Raw genomic sequence first — 22,438 nt, forward strand, 5'->3', positions numbered from 1 at the left:
CCCCTCCTGAAACTCAATTGTCTATTTATTTTAGCACTACAGCAGGAATATTATTAGCATTACTTATTCTGTGTTCAATCGCTGCATTTATATACGCTTTAAAAATGCGTTTTGATGGCTCGTCCCCGTCAACCGCAAACTCTTCTGGATGCCATTGGAAGCCAAATACGAAACTATGATTCTTACTTTCTACACATTCAACAATCCCGTCCGTTGCTCTCGCAATAACTTCCAATCCTTGACCCACTTTGTTGACTGCTTGATGATGGAACGAATTCACTCTAAATTCTTCTTCCTGTAATAAGTCATATATTCGACTATCTTTTTTCAGTGTTACAGGATGTGATCTATGCGTCCGAACTGCCTTTTGTAAATGCTGCATGACCGGCTCTTCTCGCTGTGAATGAATGGACTGATACAGTGAACCACCTTGGACAATATTCAACATATGCAAACCGCGACATACCCCAATATAAGGTTTGTCTAAATCCAACATTTTTTTAATAAGTTTATACTCCATTTCATCCAATTCAGGTGTAATTTGTTTTAAATGTACATGAGGATTTTCATTATAATAACTTGGATCAATATCCTCGCCTCCTGTAACAAAAAGGCCATCTAATCTTCTACTAAGTTCTTCTATATCATCCTCCGGTACTAAAGGAATAAGTATAGGTATCCCACCAGCTTGTATAATTGCATTTGCATAGACTGGAGGCATATAATAACAGCCATCTTCTAGTACTTCTGTTGTAATTCCTATTATTGGTTTCATATATATTCTCTCTTCTCTTTTTAAGTGTTTTCTTTTTACATACCCGTTTATTAATCCGGAAAAACGTAACCGACTATTCCGACAAATATTTAGTTTATACGTTTGTTTTTATTTATCTAGGGAATAAATAAATCAACCAAGTTTAAGGAGGAAATTTTCATGGCAGATAAATACGAAAAAATAGACAAAGAAGTTAAAGGACAAACACAACAACAGCAACCAGGTATTGAAGAAGAAATGACTCCTGAACCTATTTATGATGACCAAAATTATAAAGGATCCGGGAAATTGACCGGGAAGGTTGCCTTAGTTACAGGTGGGGATAGTGGAATAGGACGTGCAGCTTCTATTGCATTTGCCAAAGAAGGCGCGAATGTCGCTATCGTCTATTTAGATGCAGATGAGCAACCAGATGCAGAAAAAACAATAAAACTTATAGAAAAGTACGGCGGAAAAGCATTAGCGATCAAAACGGACTTAAGTGATGATGAAAACTGTCAACAGGCAGTGGAGCAAGTGATTCAGGAATTCGGACAACTGAATGTACTAGTTAATAATGCAGGTAAGCAATTCCCTACAAAGGATTTTCTAGCTATTACACCAGATCAATTACAGGAAACTTTTTCTACTAATATATACTCGATGTTTTATTTATCTCAGGCTGCGCTACCGCATATGAAGAAAGGCGATACGATTATTAATACCTCCTCTATCACAGCCTACAACGGTTCCCCTGAGTTAATCGATTATTCTTCTACTAAGGGGGCTATTACATCCTTTACTCGTTCGTTGGCATTGAACTTAATCGAAAAAGGAATTAGGGTAAACGCCGTGGCACCTGGTCCAATTTGGACACCACTTATTCCCGCAACATTTGATAAAGAAAAAGTGAAACAGCATGGAGCTAGTACGCCAATCGGTCGTCGTGGACAACCTTCTGAAAACGCACCAGCGTATGTATTTTTAGCTTCCACTGATTCCAGTTATATGACTGGTCAAACGATTCACGTAGATGGTGGGGACTTTGTAGGTTCTTAATTGCAAAATCATTAAACTCGGCAATGCCCACCACTTCGCTTTCCGTGGGCTTGGCTTCAGCCTCCTCGTCACTACTAAAAACATATGCTCCTGCGGTTACTCGTCGCAAAGACATTGGTCAAACAAAGTTCGACCAATGTCTTTCCTGCGAGGTCTTCAGCTCAAGCTATTCCCACAGGAGTCTTCGTGGTGGACCTTGCCTTATAAACAGTTCCAATAGAGTATGCAATATCTTACTTTTAATAGGATGAATAAAACCCTTATGAATATTTATTACTATTCATAAGGGTTTATAAAAATACCTTTGTCGTCAAACTGAAATGCTCAGAGTTTTCTCTGAGCATTTTTCATATCCTAAACAATTATTTTTGATTTATTTTATTTGCACCAATTATTTTTACCTTGTTGCCCTGTTCATGTTAAGACTTATTAATACTCTAATAGTATTACTAGGAAAAGAGGAATGAATATATGTCTGGAAATGATAGTGCTGGAGGATATGGATACGGTTCTGGTTTTACACTGATTGTTGTTTTATTTATTTTACTTATTATTGTTGGCGCTGCTTTTGTTGATGGCGGTTACTAATTTAAAATACCGGTAATCATACCCGGCAATCTTAGTAAATTGTAAATCAGATTCTTAAACAATCTGTGCAGTCTAAATATTGCATTTATAAATAACCGAGATTCTTCAAGAATCTCGGTTATTTTTTGTGAGTTTAGTTTTTATAGTAATTAAAAATCAAAGTTATCTGGATCTGGTCCAACACGGTGATTTTTATTCAATAGATCAATCTGCTTCATGTCCTCTTTTGTTAATTTAAAGTCAAATACATTCGCATTGTCTATTATGCGTTGTTCTTTCGTAGACTTTGGAATTGTAATTACATTATTTTGAAGGTCCCAGCGCACGATAATTTGTGCTACTGATTTCCCATATTTAGATGCTATTTCTTGAAGTTCTTCATTGTCGAGTAACTGCCCTGCCATTAGTGGTGACCACGCCTCTAATTGAATCTGATGCTCCCTACAGAAATTGTGTAATTCTTTTTGTGTTAAACGCGGATGATATTCTACTTGGTTAATCATTGGATTAATTTCCGCATCCTTCATTAACTCTTCTAGGTGATGGATTTGAAAATTACTTACACCAATCGCTTTCACACGTCCCTCTTTGTAGAGTGTTTCTAGAGCTTTCCAAGCCGCTTTATACTTCCCTTCCACTGGCCAATGAATTAAGTATAAATCTAAATATTCTAGTCCAAGTTTAGTTAAACTATCTTCATAGGCTGCAATTGTTTCCTCATAGCCCAGCTCAGAATTCCATACTTTTGAAGTAATAAAAAGATCCTCTCTAGCAATATTTCCATCTTCTATCCCTTTTCGGATTCCTTTACCTACTCCTACTTCATTTCCATAGATGGCTGCTGTATCGATGCTACGGTACCCATTTTTTATAGCGATTTTCACTGCATCTATTAACTCCTGTCCATCCTCTACTCTAAATACGCCAAGCCCTAATAGTGGCATTTCTACCCCATTGTGTAATGTTTTTATAGATTGTAAATTTTCCATTTTGAATTCCTCCGTCTGTTAATTATTATATTTGCTCTTTTCTCTCCAACATTCTACTAATACCAGTTAATATTGCTGCAATCATAACCATTATCGATCCAATCCAAGCAGTATGGATAAGGCCAATAGAATCTGCGACAATTCCCCCTAAATAAGACCCAATTGCAATGCCGGCATTAAAAGCAGCAATATTCATAGCTGAAGCAACATCAACTGCACTAGGAACATAGCGCTCAGCTAACATGACAACATACACCTGCAGGCCTGGAACATTCATAAATGCAAAAACTCCCATTAAAATAATCGTTATTAATCCTACAACCTTAAAAGGGGCTGTAAATGTTAATAGAAGTAGTATAATCGCTTGAATAATAAACATATAAAAGAGTGAGCCGATTGGGTTTTTATTGGCTAGTTTTCCGCCAATCATATTCCCAACTGCGATTGCAACCCCGTAAACAAGTAATATTACGGCGATTGTCCCTTGTTTAAATCCTGTTACAGACTGAAGCAATGGAGATAAATACGTGAATACGACAAATGTCCCCCCATAACCAAGTGCTGTAATTAGAAAGATTAATAATAATCTACTATTTGTTATTAGCTTTACATGATCTTGTATTGATGTTCTTGTACCTTTTCGTAAATCAGAAGGAATAAGTATACTATTTGCTATAAACCCAATGATTCCTATTACGACAATTGCTATAAAGGCAAAGCGCCAACCTAACTGCTGTCCAAGAAATGTACCAAAAGGCACTCCTGTAATGGTTGCGACTGTTAATCCTGTAAACATAATAGAAATTGCACTAGCTCTCTTATCCTCTGGTACTAGATCGGCAGCTATCGTTGAGCCGATGGACATAAAAACACCATGTGAAAATGCAGATATGATACGTGCAATTAATAGCACTGTTACACTTGTAGCACTAGCGGCTATTCCATTACCTATAATGAACACAATCATTATCCAAAGAAGTAAGGATTTGCGAGGCATCCTTGAAGTAAGTGCTGTTAAAACTGGTGCACCCACTGTTACTCCGAGGGCATACAGTGAAACTGTCAGCCCCGCAGTTGTCAAAGATATATCCAAGTCTTTAGATATTAATGGCAATAACCCGACACTGATAAATTCAGTCGTTCCTATTGCAAATGCACTTACTGCTAATGCCAATAATGCAAACATACTTCTGTTTTTATCTAAAGTCATTATTTCTCAACCTTTCTTCATGCGGAATAAATAAATTCCGCGAGACCAAACTATATTGTAAATCTACCGGCAAATGTTATTATGATTCATAGAGTTTTAAAAGGAAAGTACGCACTTTAAAGTAATATAGGCACTATAAAGTACTATAGGAACTTTTTTGTTCCTATCTAAAGGAGAAATAGTATGAAACAAAAAAAATATAATATATCAGTGGAAGCTACATTGGAGGTCATTGGCGGCAAGTGGAAATGCGTCATATTGTGTCATTTAACCCACGGAAAAAAGCGGACAAGTGAATTAAAGCGGCTTATGCCTGATATAACTCAAAAAATGTTAACGCAGCAACTTAGAGAGTTAGAGAGTGATGGCGTTATTAATAGAATCGTCTATAACCAAGTCCCTCCAAAAGTAGAATATGAATTGAGCGAGTATGGTACAAGTCTTGAAAGTATACTCAGTGCCCTTTGTTCATGGGGAGAAGAACATATTACAAAAGTATACGGGGATAAATTTTCCGTTTTAGAAGATAGCATCTTGAACGAAAGCTTAAAATAAAAGACTATGTAAAAGTAGAAAGACCAATTTAAAATTCAAAGAAAAAAATGGGCCGGAGTGTTTCTCCAGGCTCATTTTTTGATGTCTATTTTTTACTAGTCGAGCAGAACGGAATCTCTCTACACTAAGCTGAATTGAGTTTCTCTCCAACGACAGGAATTCGCCCAGACCTAGGATCAACTGCACACGCACCTTGGTATTGGAAGAGATACTGCCTTGGTACTTTTGCGCAGTCTATTTGAGTGCTTACATTTTATATTTTCTCGTGCCATAAAAAACGAGATCCTATGTCAATAGGACCTCGTTTTATCACATGTTCATTTTCGAAACTTTTTTCCCATCAAAAGTATACAATACCTGTTTTTCATCTACTACTGTTTCCATATGAATTGTTCGCCCCCATAATTGGTAAATATATGGCAGAACGTTTTCTAAATAATGTGGATCGAGTTCCGTCCCTTCAAATCCATGACGCAAATACAACTCTCCTAGCCTCATATAGTCCCCATTTTCTACTACGATATATGGAAAGCTTCCATTCACTCGCATGGAGACAAGCTGATCACGTACATTTTCATAATCCTTATCCGTTATTTCATAGTTCCCATTCTTTTTTTCAAATAAATATAAATCTTCCTGCTTCACTAAATCCTTCGTTAAGTAATTTCGGATAAAAGATATGTCCGATTCTATTTCTCTTACTTCAAACATTTTCTCCCTACCCGAATTAGCTTTAATTCCTAAATCTTTCATTTCTGCTGTTGGATTATTATATCTATTTTCTATATCTTCAAAAATTTTCACACCTAAATAATATGGGTTAATGCCGGTTTTGGAAGGTTGCACTACATTTGCATTTAACTTTGCGAACTCTATTGTTTCATCGCTCGTTAAATCCATTTCTCTTAATATCCGTTGATGCCAATAGGAAGCCCAGCCTTCGTTCATAATCTTTGTTTCTAGTTGCGGCCAGAAGTAGAGCATTTCCTCCCGCATCATCGTTAAAATATCTCGTTGCCAATCTTCTAACTCACTGCTATATTCCTCAATAAACAACAGCAAGTCTTTTTCAGGTTTCGGAGGGAACTTTTTACGATACGGAAGTACCAATTTTGATTTATCTTCTCTATGATCCAACTTCCACAAATCATCATAATCTGTTTTTCGTATGACATCGACTTCTTCTTCATCCTCATAAACTGGCAATTTAGGTCTCATAATAGAAGGGTCAATATGCTCCTGAATTGCTAATACCGCATCTAAAAAACTTTCTACTTCATCTTTTCCATACAGTCTCTCATACTCAGCAATACGTTCCGCAGTTGCCGTCATGCTCTCTACCATGTCTCTTCGTGTATTAGAAAAACGTACATTATGTTTAAAAAAGTCACAGTGAGCAAGTACATGTGCAATGATGAGCTTATTTTGTATGAGGCTATTTGTGTCCAATAAGAACGCATAGCAAGGATCCGAATTAATGACTAACTCATAAATTTGGCTAAGCCCAAAATCATATTGCATTTTCATCTTATGAAATTGTTTACCAAAACTCCAATGGGCAAAACGTGTGGGCATGCCGTACGCGCCGAAAGTATAAATAATATCTGCTGGGCAAATCTCATATCTCATTGGATACGTATCAAGGCCAAATGCAGTGGCAATTTCGGTAATTTCCGCAATAGCATGTTGTAGTTTTTTCTCCATTACTTGGCTCCCTTTTGAAAAATATGCTTCAGCGCTTCGTAAACATCTTGATTTTCCTTCAACACATAGTATCTAAACTTAGGACTTTCAATCTTTTTATAGGTGTTCATTAACGTAGAATATCTGCTATGCGCATTTACTTCGCCATAGCCAAAGATACTAGAAACCTCCATCAGTTCATTCACTAGTTCAATGCATCTCATATTATCACTTGTCATATTTTCTCCATCAGAAAAATGGACAGGGTAAATATTATATTTAGATGGACTATACTTCTCTTTTATAAGCTCTAGTGCCTTCATATAAGCAGAAGAGCAAATTGTCCCTCCGCTTTCTCCTTTAGAAAAAAATGCTTCCTCTGTTACAACCTTTGCTTCTGTATGATGGGCAATAAATTCAATTTCCACTGTTTCATATTGGGAGCGTAAAAACCTTGTCATCCAGAAAAAAAAGCTTCTAGCACAATACTTTTCAAAGTTGCCCATCGATCCACTTGTATCCATCATTGCTAATACAACTGCTTTCGACTCAGGTTTTACTACTTCATCCCAAGTTTTAAAACGCAAGTCATCTTGATGAATAGGCATTATTTCTGCCTTCCCTTTCATTGCATTTCGCTTAATAGCAGATATAATCGTTCGCTTTTTGTCTATATTCCCCATTAGGCCTTTTTTTCGTATATCGTTAAATGTAATATGTTCTGTTGTTATTTCTGTCTGTTCCTTTTGTTCTAAATTAGGTAGCTCCATTTGGTTGAAAAGTTCCTGCTCTATTTCTGCAATGGATATCTCTGCTTCATAATAGTCTTGACCTGCCTGGTCACCAGCTTGTTTCCCTTGACCTGCTTTTCCCTCTTCATCACCTGAACCTTTAGCAATAACGTCTCCTACTTGGCTTTCCCCATCACCTTGCCCCACATGCTTCGATGAATCATAGTTATAGCGGATTTTATATTCATCTAGTGAGCGAATCGGAATTTTGATGACTTCTCGTCCATTAGACATGATGATATTTTCTTCACTGATCAGATCAGGCAAATTGTTTTGAATTGCTTCCTTCACTTTCTCCATATGGCGTTGTTGGTCTTGGTGTCCTTTTCGATGTAAAGACCAGTTTTCCTGAGAGACGACAAATTGTTTAGTTTCTTTGTTCTCCATTTTTCTCAACACCTACCTATTTTTTATCATATGCCCGTTTGTCATTCTTATTGCAGATGAAAACGAAAAATGTAGCAGTTTAAGTTAGTTTTTGAGAGATAAGAAAAAAGGCATCCATATACCGAAAAGCCGGTGATGGAATTGCCTCTTTCAAAAGATAAGAAATTGGGTAGAAGACGTCCGATTCTTTAATAACAGCAACGTAGATATGCCGTTGATTTCTGCTCCGAGCGGACGCTTTCCGTGGGCACGACTTCAGCCGCTTCCCTCGCTTACGCTCAGTCCAGGGTCTTCAGCTCGCGCTGTCCCACTGGAGTCGCCGCTCTGCGCTCCAATCAACTACGTCCACTTTATATAATAGGATAGTTCGATATAAAACCACCTATATATATGTTTTCGCTTCAAATAAGTAAGGATAAAATGGACTCAGAAAAAAGAAAATCCAATTTCATCTTTCATTATAAAATAGTATTCCTAATTGGGCAGACAGTTTTTATCCCTATAATAATTTTGATTAATCTTGTTATCTCAGCGATATGCTTTGCTAAATCTTAAAGTGTAGTACTACACTTTATATTGATTGTAGTGGAAGGTGGGGACTCCAGCGGGATAAGCTTGAGCTGAAGACCCCGCAGGAGCTTGCGACGAGGAGGCTGAAGCCAAGCCCGCGGAAAGCGTCCACCTGAAACGGAAATCAGTAGTATCACTAGAAAGAGAAAAATCCTATTCTTTTAAAAACTATTTTCTTATTAATTTTAGTTATATTATTCGTCCTTCACCTGCGCCTATCGATTAAGCAAACTACCAACATATTTCAATAGCTCATTAGCTGAATTGGAATTGTATCCATGTTCATCTATTAATCTTGCCACTACTTCATTTACTTTCTTTAGATGGGCTTCATCTGGTGTTTTTGATGAAGTAGTAATTTTTACAACATCCTTTAAATCCGCAAATAATTTCTTTTGAATAGCTTCACGTAGACGCTCGTGCGAATTATATTCAAAACGCTTCCCTTTTCTTGCGTATGCCGATAATCGGATAAGGATTTCTTCGCGGAATGCTTTTTTCGCATTTTCGGAAATGCCGATTTGTTCCTCAATGGAGCGCATCAGCTTCTCATCCGGGTTCATCTCTTCCCCTGTCAATGGATCTCTCATTTTGTTTTTATTGCAAAATGCTTCTACGTTATCTAAATAATTATTCATCAGTGTAATGGCAGACTCTTCATACGAGTACACAAATGCTTTCTGTACTTCTTTCTTAGCAATTTCATCGTATTCTTTTCGAGCAATTGCTATATAATTCATATATTTTTCTTTGTCTTCATCAGAGATCGATGCATGTTGATCAAGCCCCTCTTTTAAAGAACGCAACACATCTAGCGCATTAATCGATGGAATTTCTTTTCGTATTATGGCAGATGAAATACGGTTGATCACGTACCGTGGATCAATACCGTTCATCCCTTCATTTTGCGATTCTTTCTTCAATTCTTCCACATCAATGTCGTTAAATCCTTCCACATTTTCTCCATCATATAGACGCATTTTTTTGACTATATCTATTCCTGTTTTTTTCGGAATCTCCAGTCTCGTCAGTATAGAAAAAATTGCTGCTGCTCTTAATGCATGTGGCGCAATATGAACATGTGTCATATCGCTTTCTCTAATCATCTTTTCATATATGCGCTCTTCCTGGCTGACCTTTAGGTTATAAGGAATCGGCATGACAATAATTCTTGAATGCAATGCTTCATTCTTTTTATTGGCTATAAATGAACGGTACTCCGTTTCATTCGTATGGGCTACGATCAATTCATCTGCACTGATTAACGCAAAACGTCCTGCCTTAAAATTTCCTTCTTGTGTTAATGATAATAAGTGCCATAGAAATTTTTCGTCCAATTTGAGCATTTCTTGAAATTCCATCATTCCACGGTTCGCCTTATTCAACTCTCCGTCAAAGCGGTATGCACGAGGATCTGATTCTGAGCCATATTCTGCTATTGTTGAAAAATCAATCGATCCCGTTAAATCCGCTATATCTTGAGATTTAGGATCGGAAGGAGTGAACGTACCAATTCCTACTCGTTTATCCTCAGAGAAGAAAATGCGCTCCACCAGGACATCTTCTACACGCCCGCCGTACTCACTTTCGAGCCTCATGGAGTTTAATGGTGACAAACTACCTTCAATACGTATTCCATATTCATCAAAAAAGTCTTTTCGTAAATGCTGCGGGATTAAATGCAATGGATCCTCATGCATTGGACAGCCTTTTATAGCGTAAACCGCACCTTCATCAGTACGAGAGTATTGTTCAAATCCTCTTTTTAGAAGCGTTACAATAGTAGATTTCCCACCACTTACTGGACCCATTAATAATAAAATTCGTTTTCTAACATCTAGTCTTTTGGCAGCGGGATGAAAGTATTCTTCTACTAATCGCTCTAGTGAATCTTCTACTCCAAATATTTCATTTCCAAAAAAATTGAATTCTTTTTTGTTATCTAGTTCCGTTACACCTGCATTTTTAATCATGCTATAAACTCGTGCATGCGCCGTTTGGGCAACCTCTGGACGTTCCTTCACAATCGCTAAAAATTCTTTAAACGTACCTTCCCACTTGAGCTGGTTCTCTTCTTCTCGATAATTTCTTACCTTGTTTAAAATGTCCATGTTTCCCTCCATTCATGGGAGTTATTTATACATAGTATGAAGTTTTAGAAATTATGATACCTTTTTCTTTACACGAATAAAGCATCTCTTTGAAAATCAAGAGATGCTTTGTTCATTGTTTTACGATATGCTCACCGTTAGAATAGCGATTAAAATTATTATTCTTTTATTTTCCTTTTCTTAATAATCCAAAAAACTGCAACTGCAATAATTGTTACAAGTATTAACACTGGTAAGTTACCTACTATAAATACGATTATTCCTGAGCCTATTGATAACAGTGCATTGGTACTTGTTATAAATTGTTTTTTCGTTTTTTCCCATGTGTTCAGATCTTTGTTTTCTATTTCTGGAATGATGACTCGATTTTCAAACATAGTTAGTTCGATAGTGGAAAAAGATGTTTGGTTCTCCAAATATTTTATTTTCCCTACTAATACCTCTATTTCTTCTTGGACCTTTGCAAGGTCGCTAGAAATTTTTAGTAAATCCTCTGTTTTTTCTGCATCTTTCATAAATGCTAGTAAACGTTCTTCCACTGCACGTTTCGATTTCACGCGAGAACTTAGATCTACATATTGCTCAGTTACATCCTGACCAGTGACGTTTTTTTCTAAAACTTTAGATGCCTCTACTTCCGCTTCAGACAAAAACGTTTCAAAATGCTTCTCTGGAATTCGCACTATCATTTTCCCTGAACTTGTTTCATCCGATTCCAAATACACGTTGGACTCTACAATATAGCCTCCATAATCCTTCACCCTTTGCTCCATATTATGCTGAGCCTTCTTTAAATCCTTTACATTCGTGCTAATTCTAGCCTGATGGATAATCATTCGAGTGCTAGGTGCCGCAGTTTCTTCAGCTACACTTTCCTGTTCCCTCTCCGCATCAACACTTTGCTCTTCTTTAGTTTCAAATTCTGCCGAATCCGATGCTCTATCTTCTGTACTCATTTTAGCTAACTCTTCATCGCTACTACTACAGGCTGTTAATATAACGAAAAGACTTATGGTAACCAACAATAACCAAGCTTTTTTCAATATAATTACCCCCTTATATATATCTGAATAATCAGACGAATTATGTGTAAAAGAGTTTCATACCAACTTCTCAATACACTAGCACACTAGTAAAGTACCCAGTTAGCAGAGGAGAAATTTTCGATTTTTTCACAAAACCCCTTAAATAGTTTAAATATTTAGATAGAATAGGAGTAAGAATTGAGGAGGTATTTAAATGGGTACAGCAAACGATAAGGTAATTCGTTATAGAGGAACCAAGTTGAATACGAAAGGTTGGCTGCAAGAAGCAGCTCTTCGCATGCTTATGAACAATTTAGATGCAGAGGTAGCAGAGCATCCTGATGACTTAGTTGTTTATGGTGGGATCGGAAAGGCAGCTCGGAATTGGGAAGCTTTTGACGCAATAGTTCACTCGTTAAAGGAATTAGAAAATGATGAAACTTTGCTTGTCCAGTCTGGGAAACCAGTAGCGGTTTTTAAATCTCACATGGATGCACCACGTGTATTAATAGCCAACTCCAACTTAGTGCCAGCATACGCTACATGGGAGCATTTCCATGAGCTCGATAAAAAAGGGTTAATGATGTATGGACAGATGACTGCCGGCAGTTGGATTTATATTGGTTCTCAAGGAATCGTACAAGGGACTTACGAAACGTTTGCTGAACTTGCTAAACAACATTTTAATGGAACGTTAAAAAATACGATTACACTTACTGCTGGGTTAGGCGGTATGGGTGCTGCACAGCCATTAGCAGTTACGATGAATGGTGGCGTATGCATTGCAATAGAAGTAGATGAAACAAGAATAGATAGACGCATTGAAACTCATTACACAGATTTGAAAGCGCATACATTAGACGAGGCTATTCAGTTAGCGGAAGAAGCAAAAATGGCTGGGAAACCTCTTTCTATAGGGTTGGTTGGAAATGCAGCCGATATTTTACCTGAACTGATAGCTCGTGGTTTTACACCAGATATTTTGACTGATCAAACTTCAGCTCATGATCCTTTAAATGGCTACATCCCTTCTCAAACTTCTCTAGAGGAAGCAAGGGATTTACGCCAGAATAATCCTAACGAATATATAAGCCTCTCCAAAACTTCTATGACTACGCATGTACGTGCAATGGTCGAGTTAATGGATAAAGGTGCAGTTACATTCGATTATGGAAATAACATACGACAAGTTGCGAAGGATGAAGGCTTTGATCGGGCTTTTTGCTTCCCAGGATTTGTTCCTGCATACATCCGACCACAGTTTTGTGAAGGCAAAGGCCCATTTAGATGGGTCGCATTATCTGGGGATCCTGAAGACATATATAAAACAGACGAAGTAATCTTACGTGAGTTTAGCTATAATACTCACTTATGCAATTGGATTAAAATGGCGCGTGAAAAAATTCAATTCCAAGGCTTACCTTCTCGTATATGTTGGTTAGGCTACGGCGAACGCGCTCGCTTCGGTAAAATCATCAATGATATGGTCGCTTCTGGTGAATTAAGTGCACCAATTGTAATAGGAAGAGATCATCTAGATTCAGGATCTGTTGCCTCCCCAAATCGTGAAACTGAAGCGATGAAAGATGGATCAGATGCAGTTGCCGACTGGCCAATACTAAATGCGATGATCAATGCAGTCGGTGGAGCAACATGGGTTTCCGTGCATCATGGAGGTGGTGTTGGAATGGGGTATTCCATTCATGCTGGTATGGTCATAGTTGCCGACGGAACAAAGGAAGCGGAAGCAAGATTAGAACGTGTACTCACTTCAGATCCAGGTATGGGTATAGTTCGTCATTTTGACGCTGGCTATGAGCTTGCAGAAAAAACAGCTCGTGCTAAAGACATCCATATTCCAATGATGAAAAAGGAGGACTAAAACAAATGAGTAAAGCAGTTTGGATAAAACACGCCTCTCAGTTAGTTACTCTGGCTAGTGAACATAGAGGTCCAAGAACCAAAGAGGCTATGAGTGAGCTCTCCATCATTGAGGATGGAAGTATATGGTTGGAAAATGAAATAATTCAAGCTATTGGCACAACAGATGAGCTTCAAATAAAATACGCAGATCGAATAGATTCAGCAGAAATTATTGATGCATCCGGAAAGCTTGTCACACCTGGGCTCGTTGATCCGCATACACATGTCGTTTATGGAGGAAGTCGTGAGCGGGAGTTTGAGTTGCGTTTAGAAGGCGCAACGTATATGGACATTATGAATGCTGGTGGAGGTATTCATGCGACTAGCCGCATGACTAGAGAAGCAACGGAAGAAAAGATTTTTGTACAAACAGAGAAAAGATTAGACTCCTTTTTAGCTCATGGCGTTACTTCTATAGAAGGAAAAAGTGGTTATGGATTGAATCTAGAGACAGAGATAAAACAACTTCGTGTTATGCGTAGATTACAACAAGAACACCCAATAGATATTGTTCCCACTTTTATGGGAGCGCATGCTGTCCCTTCTGACTTTAAAGGAAAGGAAGACCAATATGTCGACTTAGTTGTCAATGAAATGCTCCCTAGAGTAGCCCATGACAAACTCGCTAAATTTAATGATGTCTTCTGTGAAGTAGGTGTCTTTACCCCGGAGCAATCAAAACGAATTTTAGAGGCGGGGAAAACTCTCGGGTTAACCCCTAAGATTCATGCAGATGAGATTGAATCATATGGTGGAGCCGAACTTGCAGCTGAGGTGGGTGCTATTTCAGCAGAGCACTTATTGAAAGTATCGGATATGGGAATTGCTGCAATGGCTAAAAAAGGAGTTATCGCCTGTCTATTGCCTGCAACAGCATTATATTTACGAGAGACTGCTGCAAGGGGCCGAGAAATGATTGATGCTGGCGTACCTGTAGCGATTTCAACAGACTGCAATCCTGGATCATCTCCTACCACGTCCATGCCCCTTGTAATGAACTTAGCTTGCATTTCGATGCGGCTTACTCCTGCAGAGAGCTTGTGTGCAGCCACCTATAATGCGGCCTGCGCTATAGAAATAGAAGATAAAGTTGGCTCGTTAGAAGTAGGAAAACAAGCCGACATTGTGCTCTGGAACGTGTCAAATTATCAGCAATTACAGTATTTATTTGGGGTAAATCATGTAAATAGTGTTTGGAAAAAAGGAGTGAAAGTGGTCGGTTAAGGATGACACAAATTCAACTTGGAAAGAACGTGATGAGTCTTGATAAACTTAAAAGGAAATGGTCTTACTCTAGAACATATGAGAGCAATTTTATATCAAAATGAACAAATTATAATAGATAATAGTGCAAAAGAAAATGTTGTGAAAAGCCGAAAAGTTGTTGAACGGATTGTAGAAACTGGCCAAACTGTATATGGCATAAACACCGGTTTTGGTAAATTTAGTGATGTAAGTATAAACGATTCTGATGTTCATGCCCTGCAACTTCATCTTATTCGTTCTCATGCGTGTGGAATGGGAGAACCATTTGAAGAAATAGTTTCACGCGCAATGGTAGTACTTCGCTTAAATGCATTACTAAAAGGCTTTTCAGGTATTCGTTTAGAAGTATTAGAACGACTAGCATACATGGTTAACTATCAAATACATCCTGTAATTCCTCAACAAGGTTCACTTGGGGCATCTGGTGATTTAGCTCCCCTTTCGCACCTAGCACTTGTTTTAATAGGAGAAGGCTTTGTCTGGGATGGTAACAATCATATCCCCTCTCATCTAGTTTGGGAAAAGCATGGTTTATCACCCATTGTACTAGAAGCTAAAGAAGGTCTTGCGTTGATCAATGGAACGCAAGCAATGACTGCCCAGGGCGTTATCAATTGGTTAGAATCGGAAACACTTGCCTATCAGAGCGAATGGATTGCTGCTATGACAATGGAAGCTTTATACGGCATTACAGATGCTTTTCACCCAGATATCCATGAAGCGCGAGGTTATCCAGAACAGGTGGAAGTTGCTAAAAGAATGCTCCAGTGGCTCAAAGGCAGCCAACTTGTAACTAAACAAGGAGAAAAACGTGTGCAAGATGCTTACTCCATAAGATGTATACCTCAAATTCATGGAGCTAGCTGGCAGGTCCTTGCTTATGTAAAAGAAAAACTTGAAATAGAAATGAACGCAGCTACTGATAACCCGTTAATCCTAGAGGATGGAGAAGTAATTATTTCCGGAGGGAACTTCCACGGCCAACCTATTGCATTTGCCATGGATTTCTTAAAAGTAGCAATGGCTGAACTTGCAAATGTATCTGAACGTAGAATCGAACGCTTAGTAAATCCCTATTTAAACGAAGGACTACCACCTTTTTTAAGTCCAGAACCTGGATTACAATCTGGGGCCATGATTTTGCAATATGCAGCAGCAAGTCTCGTTTCTGAAAACAAAACCCTGGCTCATCCTGCCTCCGTCGATTCTATTCCCTCTTCCGCAAATCAGGAAGATCATGTAAGTATGGGAACTATTGGGGCAAGACACGCTCATCAAATTATCCAGAATTGCCGTAGGGTCATAGCAATTGAGGCAATTTGTGCGGCACAAGGAGTGGAATATAGAGGAAATATCCTCATGTCCCCTGCTTTACAAAACAAATGGCAATCAATACGTAGTATTGTTCCCTCCATTACAGAAGATCGTATTTTTAGTGTGGATATAGAAACAATGCATATGTATTTAAAAAAGGAAACTTCTCGTGCGTTTACTACCTCTTCTTAACACGAAGAGGTAGTTTTTTTTATAAAATGTAAAAACACCTCTTATAAAATGTTTATAACAGAATACTTTTGGGGTAAGTACTTATTAATAAACAAATAATCAGAAAATGGAGGAGTTTAACATGACTGAACAATCTATAGCAGGACAAAAATGGTGGAAGATAGGTGCAGCAGCATTCCTATCTGTTGGTTTATTAGCTGGATGTGGTGATGGAGATAATGAATCCGATGTAGATGACAATATGGAAGAAGATGTAGAACAAGAACTAGAAGAGGAAGATAAAGACGGTGAGTAAATATTATTAGGAAAAATCATGACCCCCACAATTATTGTGGGGGCCATGACCTTTTTATTTACACGGACAAGTTCCTTTCCCATTTAGTTTGTTACATTTTTTACACTTTTTATTGGATATCCTGTTCACTTCCTTTTATTGATTTACACCAAAATATGTCGCTATTGGATTGTCCTATTACACCTATTATTCGACATCAGTTCGAAAAAGTGACTGTGGATAAAGTTATGCACAACCAATAGGTTGTTATAACAACAATTTTGACATTAATTTGTTAGTAACTCACAACTTATCCACTGTAAGATGTGGATAAAATTTAAATAATTAATATTTTTGCCTCTTTTATATACTAACGGTACCCGAACTTGGATTTATTTAGACAAAACATAAAATAATTCGATTTTTTTCATAGAAAAATGTTTTAGAACCTCGTTTCTAATGATTTTTAAGGAAAATGTTTCGACAAAATTCGATTTTTTCAAAATTGTGCATAACTTTATACACAAAATTCACACTGGTATATATAGGTTTTTTAACATTACTAACAACTTACTAACATATTACCCACTTTTCGTTGTGGATAACAGAACAGTTGTTCTCAAGTGAAATGTTTGTTAAATTAGTCTTGTGAAAGATAAAAGCTTAATCGCTTTGACGGATTAATAAATGATGGTGTTAATCTCTAATTGTTGTTAAGCAAATTACATAATAAATATAAAACGGAGGTGCGAGGGGTTATGAGTAAAATGTCTGATGATCTTCTAATCGAGTCTTATTTAACAGCAAAAAAACTAAAACTAAATCCAGATTTTCTGGAACTGTTAGAATCCGAAATAGCTCGCCGTTGTTTGTCCATACAAAATGCTAGTTAATTACAGGTAAAGTGTTCATCGTTAAAAACTTCGGAATCCCTTAGCTTTAATGATCAACAAAAAAGTCGGTGGATTTCTCCACCGACCTAATTGTTATTATTTGCTAAATTGATTTCCACTCATTTGTGATTGGGCTTGAGCTACTAAACGCTTAGTTATTTCTCCGCCAACGGAACCGTTAGCACGCGCTGAAGCTTCTCCTCCAAGTTGAACACCGAATTCTTGTGCGATCTCATATTTCATTTGATCAAGGGCTTGTTTTACGCCGGGTACTAGAAGTTGATTTGAATTACTGTTTGGCATGTTGTTCACCTCCTTGTAAGCTTATATTGTGTTTTTTTTCATCATTTATACTAGAAAATTCAACAGGATATTTTGGTAATATCTTTCAATTGTTGTTGGCTACTTTTCAAGGATTTGATTGATCACTTCGTTTGCTTTACTATTATTTAAATTTTTGTAAACGCAACTTGCTGGAGAATCCCTTAGTGTATCTGTAAATGCATTCGCCATTTCTGCTTCTCCCGCTACATGATATTCTCGCCAACCTCTTTTTTTCCTTAACTGTTCAACGGTTGTCCTCATCCCTTTATAAAATGTACTTGCATTAACTCTGTAATGTGTATCTAATACAGCAGTTTTGCTATCAGCAACGGCTCGCCTTCCTCTACTATCTATTTTGACCTTTTCATTCCATGTTTCGGAAACTGGGTCATATTTGAACGTTACATCATCACGAACAAATCCCAATGCTGTGTCTAAAATTCGAACTTCCCCAAAGCTTGGCATGATTATACCCGCTTCTGGATATGCTTTGTACATATACTCCAATTGCTCTGTAACAGGATGGTCTTCCCAATAGAAATTTGTTTTTACAGGTACCTGCACATAATGAACAGACCATAAATCCTCATTTGCACTGGCAAAAATGACGGCGCCTTTACGTAACTCTAGTGAGTTTTTTTCCATCTCATTTTTTACTTTTTCCTTTACCTTATTAAATGCTTTTAGTTCTTTTTCATCACCTGAAGCTTCTATATACTCTCCGATACGCTTTAAGCCACTTTTCAGATGAATTGCCCAAGCACCATTTAGTTGTTCAGGATCAGCAGGATTGGTATTCAAATAAATACTTAAAACACTTCGATCCATACTGGTGTATGCTTTCAACGCTTCAATTTCTTTGTTTATCGTCATTCTACCTTCCTCCTTCGTCTTACTCTTCGTAGTATCACCTTTCAAGAAAGGATTACACGGGAAAAATAATGATTAAATTTTGTTAAATAAATTTACTTCTGTAACAAAAAAACGCACCGACTATGTTTAGTCAGTACGTTTTTCATTAATGCGTATGAATACTATTTTCTTCCATCCAATAGGCTTCACGTATATTGATATGTCTTCGCATTTTCCTAGTTATTTCTAAAGTTATTTCACCACTTTGATATAAGCGTTGAATTTCATCTCGTTCCGCCTGAAAAGCTTTATCACGCAGCTCTCTTTGTACACTTATATAATGACCAGAATCAGTCAATTTATTGGCTAGCTTAAATTTAACTATCATTTCATTATACTCTCCAATAAGTTGTACATGAACTACCTCGTTTTCTGGGGTCATGGTTTCTCTCAAGTACTTAATAGCAGCTTTTGCCATTTTCACTTTAAAACTTACTACTTCATGTCCTTTTTCTAAACGAATTTTAATGGAATCACGTTTTTTATTAGTGAATATCTTTAAAATGTTATAATATCCTCTTTTAATCACGGTCCAAACAAGTAACCCACGATATAATAAGCGATTAGTCACAGCCACCCGCATACGATGAATATGCTCTTCTATTAAGTTTAGTGATTCACGATCAATTTTATTATTTGTTTTTAACTTTTCGATAAAATCACTTTCGACTTCTAACACTTTCATTCGAGTGTATGTTTCTAGTTCTTTTATACGGTCTGCTTCATCTTCACTTACAAACAAAAGCTGATTTCTTATTTCATTGTATTGAGCAATAATCGAGACTGCTGCTCCATGATTTTCTTCGGTTGTCAGATCACGCAATGTATCAATCGCTCTCTCAGCTGTTTGAAGTATAGCCAATCTTTCCATCTCTTCTTTAGCTTCCTCCGTACCAGCTTTTTCTGACTTCGCTAGTAAAGGAAGGACAATACTTGCCAGTACTAGTGTTACTAAAATGACTCCTGCTGCTATGAAAATGATCAATGCACGCTGTGGAAAAACATCACCATTGGCTAGGAAATACGGAATTGTAAAAGCTCCGGCCAAAGTAACTGCACCTCGTACTCCTGCAATAGTTGTAATAGCTACGTAACGAAGAGAAGGTTTAGTTAGATTTTTCTCCTTCATAAACCAACCAATCCACCAAGCTATATAAATCCAAAGCCAACGAAGTATTAGAAGAGCCGCAGTTATAATGAAGATATACATAATTACCTGATAATTATCAAATAACGGGCTATCAAATATTTCTTGAGAAACACTTGGAATTTGTAATCCAAGTAGCACGAATACAAGTCCATTTAATATAAATATAAGAATCGTCCAAGTACTTTTCGAGACTAATTGTAATTGTATAGCTGGTGACTGTTCACGATCTTTGAATATGGCATGTACAATACCAGCTGCTACAACTGAAAGAATTCCTGAAAGATTAACATGCTCTATTATATAAAAAATAACGAAAGGCGTTAACAGTTGAATAAGCATATGCAGCGTTACATCTTCCATACCCAAACGTCGTATAAACACTTTCAAACGAATGATTATATAGGCTAGTAGTGCACCTCCAAGAAATCCACCTAATGCTATTACCACAAAACTCACACTTGCTTCTGCTAGCGAGAAAACGCCTGTTACAGTAGCTGCGACCGCAAATTTAAATGCTACTAGTCCAGATGCATCATTCATAAGGCCTTCGCCTTCAAGGATATGCGTAATTGTTTTTGGAATTTTCACCCGACTAGAAATGGCGCCTACTGCCACAACATCTGTTGGAGATAAAATAGCTGCTAATGCAAATGCCGCAGATAATGGAATCGATGGTATAAGCCAGTGTATTAAATACCCTATGACTAACACAGTTAAGAACACAAGTCCAAGCGCCAACATGAAAATTGGTTTGCGTAACTTCCATAACTCATGTCTCGATACATTTTTTCCATCATAGAACAGTAATGGAGCAATAAATAGAACAAAAAATAGCTCCGGTTCTAACTCAATATGTATGCCTAAAGGAACAGCAGCAAGCGAAACTCCAAGCGCAATTTGAATTAGTGGTACCGGTATAAATGGAAAAAAGTGATTAATAAAATTGGATAATCCAATAATGCCTAACAACAATAAGATAATTAAAAAAAATTCCACCAAATGTCCCCTTTTTCTTTATATATATCAATTCTATAGGGATTATTCCGTAAATACAAATTCAATAATCGGCTTTAGCCTTATCTTGTTTCGTCAAATAATCAATTATTCCCATGGAACTTACTTCCAGATCTAATTGAATTAATCTAAATACTTCATGATTTTCAGAAATTCCTTCATTGCCTAGATGCTTTTTTACTAACTTTTCTAATCTACTCGCTAGTTCTTCATATCCTTTATCTTCCTCATAGACAGTTTCTGCTTCTGCCATAAATATATTTAACCACATCGATACTTGAGAAAGTGCTTCTTCAGGAGAATTAGTCATTCCATAATGCCCATAATAAATAGATTGAAGATTCATTTGTGCAAAAAGCTCTATTGCTCTTTGCATAGCGACTGGATTAAATTGGTTTGGTGAAGTCGATGGCAAGAAGAAGTCAACTCCATCTGATACCAATTGCTCATAGCGAACGCCAACTGTGTCCCCCGTAAACATTCCATTGCTAACAGGATCATAGATAGAGAAATGATGATTTGCATGTCCAGGAGTATCAAAAAATTTCAATATACACGTATCTCCTATTTTCAATATATCCCCATCATTTTTTATAACCATACGCTCTTGGGGAATTGGAATAATTGGATTGAATAATTCCTCAAATTTAGTCCCATATACGGCCTTTGCTCCAGCTATTAGCCTCGTTGGTTCTGCCAGATGTCTTACTCCTTTTGGGTGAACCACAAGTTGAGCATTTGGACATTCCTCCATTAAAAGGCCTGCTCCTCCAGCATGATCCAGATGGATATGTGTAACGATTATGTATTTCACTTGGTCTAATGAAAATCCTAATAACTCTAAGCCACTTTTCACATACTTTACAGATGGGCTTGGTCCAGTTTCTACAATAGTAAGTTCCAGTTCATCGATGACATATGTACCGGTACGTTCTGACTCTCCCATATCAAATCCATCGATTAAATAGATTCTCTCATTTAACTTTTTCGGATAATTATTTGTCATTGTATTCTCCCCTTTAATTACATGAATATTTAGAATATAACTTCCTTCTATTATATTAACATTTATCTGTCAGATTAATGACTTTAATACTTCGACAATATAACATCAACATGGTCTTAAGAAAAAAACCTACTGCCTGGATAAGACGGTAGGTTAGCATTTAAAAAATCCCACTTATTAGTGTAACGTATGGAGTTTCTCTACATTTTGATGTAGCTGTTCCTGAAGCGTACTGATTGGCTCTAAATTCCCTCTACTTTCTAATGCCATTGCAATCGACTTATTGGCACGTTCAATCATGTCCTCCGCATTTTGGATAGACCGATCTGTAGGATTAGTCAAAGCTTGACCAACAGCAAGCGTCACATTATCCACAGAATTGTGTAAACGTGCAATAACATTATCTTCTTTCCAACTCATTTGCGTGTGATCCATTTAAAGTCCTCCT

Annotated in this window: 20 protein-coding genes; 8 read left to right on the top strand and 12 right to left on the bottom strand. The window is 37.3% G+C overall.

What is annotated here, in order from left to right:
- Positions 1-25 precede the first annotated feature (25 nt).
- Entirely contained in the window at positions 26-775 is a 750-nt protein-coding gene (locus BM260_RS05975; RefSeq protein WP_093536084.1) for a gamma-glutamyl-gamma-aminobutyrate hydrolase family protein, read from the bottom strand.
- Positions 776-934: 159 nt separating this feature from the next.
- Between BM260_RS05975 and BM260_RS05980 the strand changes: the two genes are divergently transcribed.
- Positions 935-1,813 carry an SDR family oxidoreductase gene (locus tag BM260_RS05980; RefSeq protein ID WP_093536086.1) on the top strand — a complete coding sequence of 293 codons (879 nt, stop codon included), beginning with the start codon at positions 935-937 and terminating at the stop codon, positions 1,811-1,813.
- Between the two features lie 471 nt (positions 1,814-2,284).
- Positions 2,285-2,401, top strand: coding sequence for a YjcZ family sporulation protein (locus BM260_RS05985; protein ID WP_093536088.1), 117 nt, complete (start codon positions 2,285-2,287; stop codon positions 2,399-2,401).
- Between the two features lie 149 nt (positions 2,402-2,550).
- Here BM260_RS05985 and BM260_RS05990 read toward each other — a convergent pair whose 3' ends face one another.
- A complete protein-coding gene (locus BM260_RS05990) occupies positions 2,551-3,390 on the bottom strand; it encodes an aldo/keto reductase (protein ID WP_093536090.1) in 840 nt (279 codons plus the stop codon).
- Positions 3,391-3,415: 25 nt separating this feature from the next.
- A complete protein-coding gene (locus BM260_RS05995; RefSeq protein ID WP_093536092.1) occupies positions 3,416-4,600 on the bottom strand; it encodes an MFS transporter in 1,185 nt (394 codons plus the stop codon).
- Between the two features lie 183 nt (positions 4,601-4,783).
- Here BM260_RS05995 and BM260_RS06000 point away from each other — a divergent pair, with 183 nt between their 5' ends.
- Entirely contained in the window at positions 4,784-5,155 is a 372-nt protein-coding gene (locus BM260_RS06000) for a winged helix-turn-helix transcriptional regulator (RefSeq protein WP_093536094.1), read from the top strand.
- Positions 5,156-5,464: 309 nt separating this feature from the next.
- Here the strand turns inward: BM260_RS06000 and BM260_RS06005 are convergent, their stop codons facing one another.
- From BM260_RS06005 to BM260_RS06020, 4 genes are all read right to left on the bottom strand, one after another.
- Positions 5,465-6,859, bottom strand: a complete 1,395-nt coding sequence (locus BM260_RS06005; RefSeq protein ID WP_093536096.1) for a SpoVR family protein — start codon at positions 6,857-6,859, stop codon at positions 5,465-5,467.
- A complete protein-coding gene (gene yhbH, locus BM260_RS06010) occupies positions 6,859-8,016 on the bottom strand; it encodes a sporulation protein YhbH (RefSeq protein WP_093536098.1) in 1,158 nt (385 codons plus the stop codon). Before yhbH ends, BM260_RS06005 begins: the two co-directional genes overlap by 1 nt.
- Before the next feature lie 785 nt (positions 8,017-8,801).
- On the bottom strand, positions 8,802-10,697 hold the full coding sequence (locus BM260_RS06015; protein WP_093536100.1) for a PrkA family serine protein kinase: 1,896 nt from the start codon (positions 10,695-10,697) through the stop codon (positions 8,802-8,804).
- 158 nt (positions 10,698-10,855) lie between these two features.
- A complete protein-coding gene (locus BM260_RS06020; protein ID WP_093536102.1) occupies positions 10,856-11,740 on the bottom strand; it encodes a DUF4349 domain-containing protein in 885 nt (294 codons plus the stop codon).
- 196 nt (positions 11,741-11,936) lie between these two features.
- Here BM260_RS06020 and hutU point away from each other — a divergent pair, with 196 nt between their 5' ends.
- The 5 genes from hutU (at position 11,937) to BM260_RS06040 (ending at position 17,584) form a co-directional block, all read left to right on the top strand.
- The gene (gene hutU / locus BM260_RS06025; protein ID WP_093536104.1) at positions 11,937-13,604 is read left to right on the top strand and encodes a urocanate hydratase; all 1,668 of its coding nucleotides are present in this window, start codon (positions 11,937-11,939) and stop codon (positions 13,602-13,604) included.
- A 5-nt stretch (positions 13,605-13,609) separates the two neighbouring features.
- On the top strand, positions 13,610-14,869 hold the full coding sequence (gene hutI, locus BM260_RS06030; protein WP_093536106.1) for an imidazolonepropionase: 1,260 nt from the start codon (positions 13,610-13,612) through the stop codon (positions 14,867-14,869).
- 39 nt (positions 14,870-14,908) lie between these two features.
- Positions 14,909-16,417 carry a histidine ammonia-lyase gene (gene hutH, locus BM260_RS06035; RefSeq protein WP_093536108.1) on the top strand — a complete coding sequence of 503 codons (1,509 nt, stop codon included), beginning with the start codon at positions 14,909-14,911 and terminating at the stop codon, positions 16,415-16,417.
- Positions 16,418-16,538: 121 nt separating this feature from the next.
- On the top strand, positions 16,539-16,712 hold the full coding sequence (locus BM260_RS18380; RefSeq protein ID WP_175496213.1) for a hypothetical protein: 174 nt from the start codon (positions 16,539-16,541) through the stop codon (positions 16,710-16,712).
- Between the two features lie 737 nt (positions 16,713-17,449).
- Positions 17,450-17,584 (top strand): sporulation histidine kinase inhibitor Sda, encoded by a 135-nt coding sequence (locus BM260_RS06040; RefSeq protein ID WP_093536110.1) that lies wholly within the window; start codon positions 17,450-17,452, stop codon positions 17,582-17,584.
- A gap of 96 nt (positions 17,585-17,680) precedes the next feature.
- Here the strand turns inward: BM260_RS06040 and BM260_RS06045 are convergent, their stop codons facing one another.
- From BM260_RS06045 to BM260_RS06065, 5 genes are all read right to left on the bottom strand, one after another.
- A complete protein-coding gene (locus BM260_RS06045) occupies positions 17,681-17,887 on the bottom strand; it encodes an alpha/beta-type small acid-soluble spore protein (RefSeq protein WP_093536112.1) in 207 nt (68 codons plus the stop codon).
- Between the two features lie 99 nt (positions 17,888-17,986).
- Positions 17,987-18,781 carry a VLRF1 family aeRF1-type release factor gene (locus BM260_RS06050; RefSeq protein ID WP_093536114.1) on the bottom strand — a complete coding sequence of 265 codons (795 nt, stop codon included), beginning with the start codon at positions 18,779-18,781 and terminating at the stop codon, positions 17,987-17,989.
- 145 nt (positions 18,782-18,926) lie between these two features.
- A complete protein-coding gene (locus tag BM260_RS06055; RefSeq protein ID WP_093536116.1) occupies positions 18,927-20,966 on the bottom strand; it encodes a Na+/H+ antiporter in 2,040 nt (679 codons plus the stop codon).
- Between the two features lie 61 nt (positions 20,967-21,027).
- The gene (locus BM260_RS06060) at positions 21,028-21,990 is read right to left on the bottom strand and encodes an MBL fold metallo-hydrolase (RefSeq protein WP_093536118.1); all 963 of its coding nucleotides are present in this window, start codon (positions 21,988-21,990) and stop codon (positions 21,028-21,030) included.
- 177 nt (positions 21,991-22,167) lie between these two features.
- Positions 22,168-22,425 carry a hypothetical protein gene (locus BM260_RS06065; RefSeq protein WP_093536120.1) on the bottom strand — a complete coding sequence of 86 codons (258 nt, stop codon included), beginning with the start codon at positions 22,423-22,425 and terminating at the stop codon, positions 22,168-22,170.
- Positions 22,426-22,438 lie beyond the last annotated feature (13 nt).

The organism is Psychrobacillus psychrotolerans, assembly GCF_900115805.1.
GTDB lineage: Bacteria > Bacillota > Bacilli > Bacillales_A > Planococcaceae > Psychrobacillus > Psychrobacillus psychrotolerans.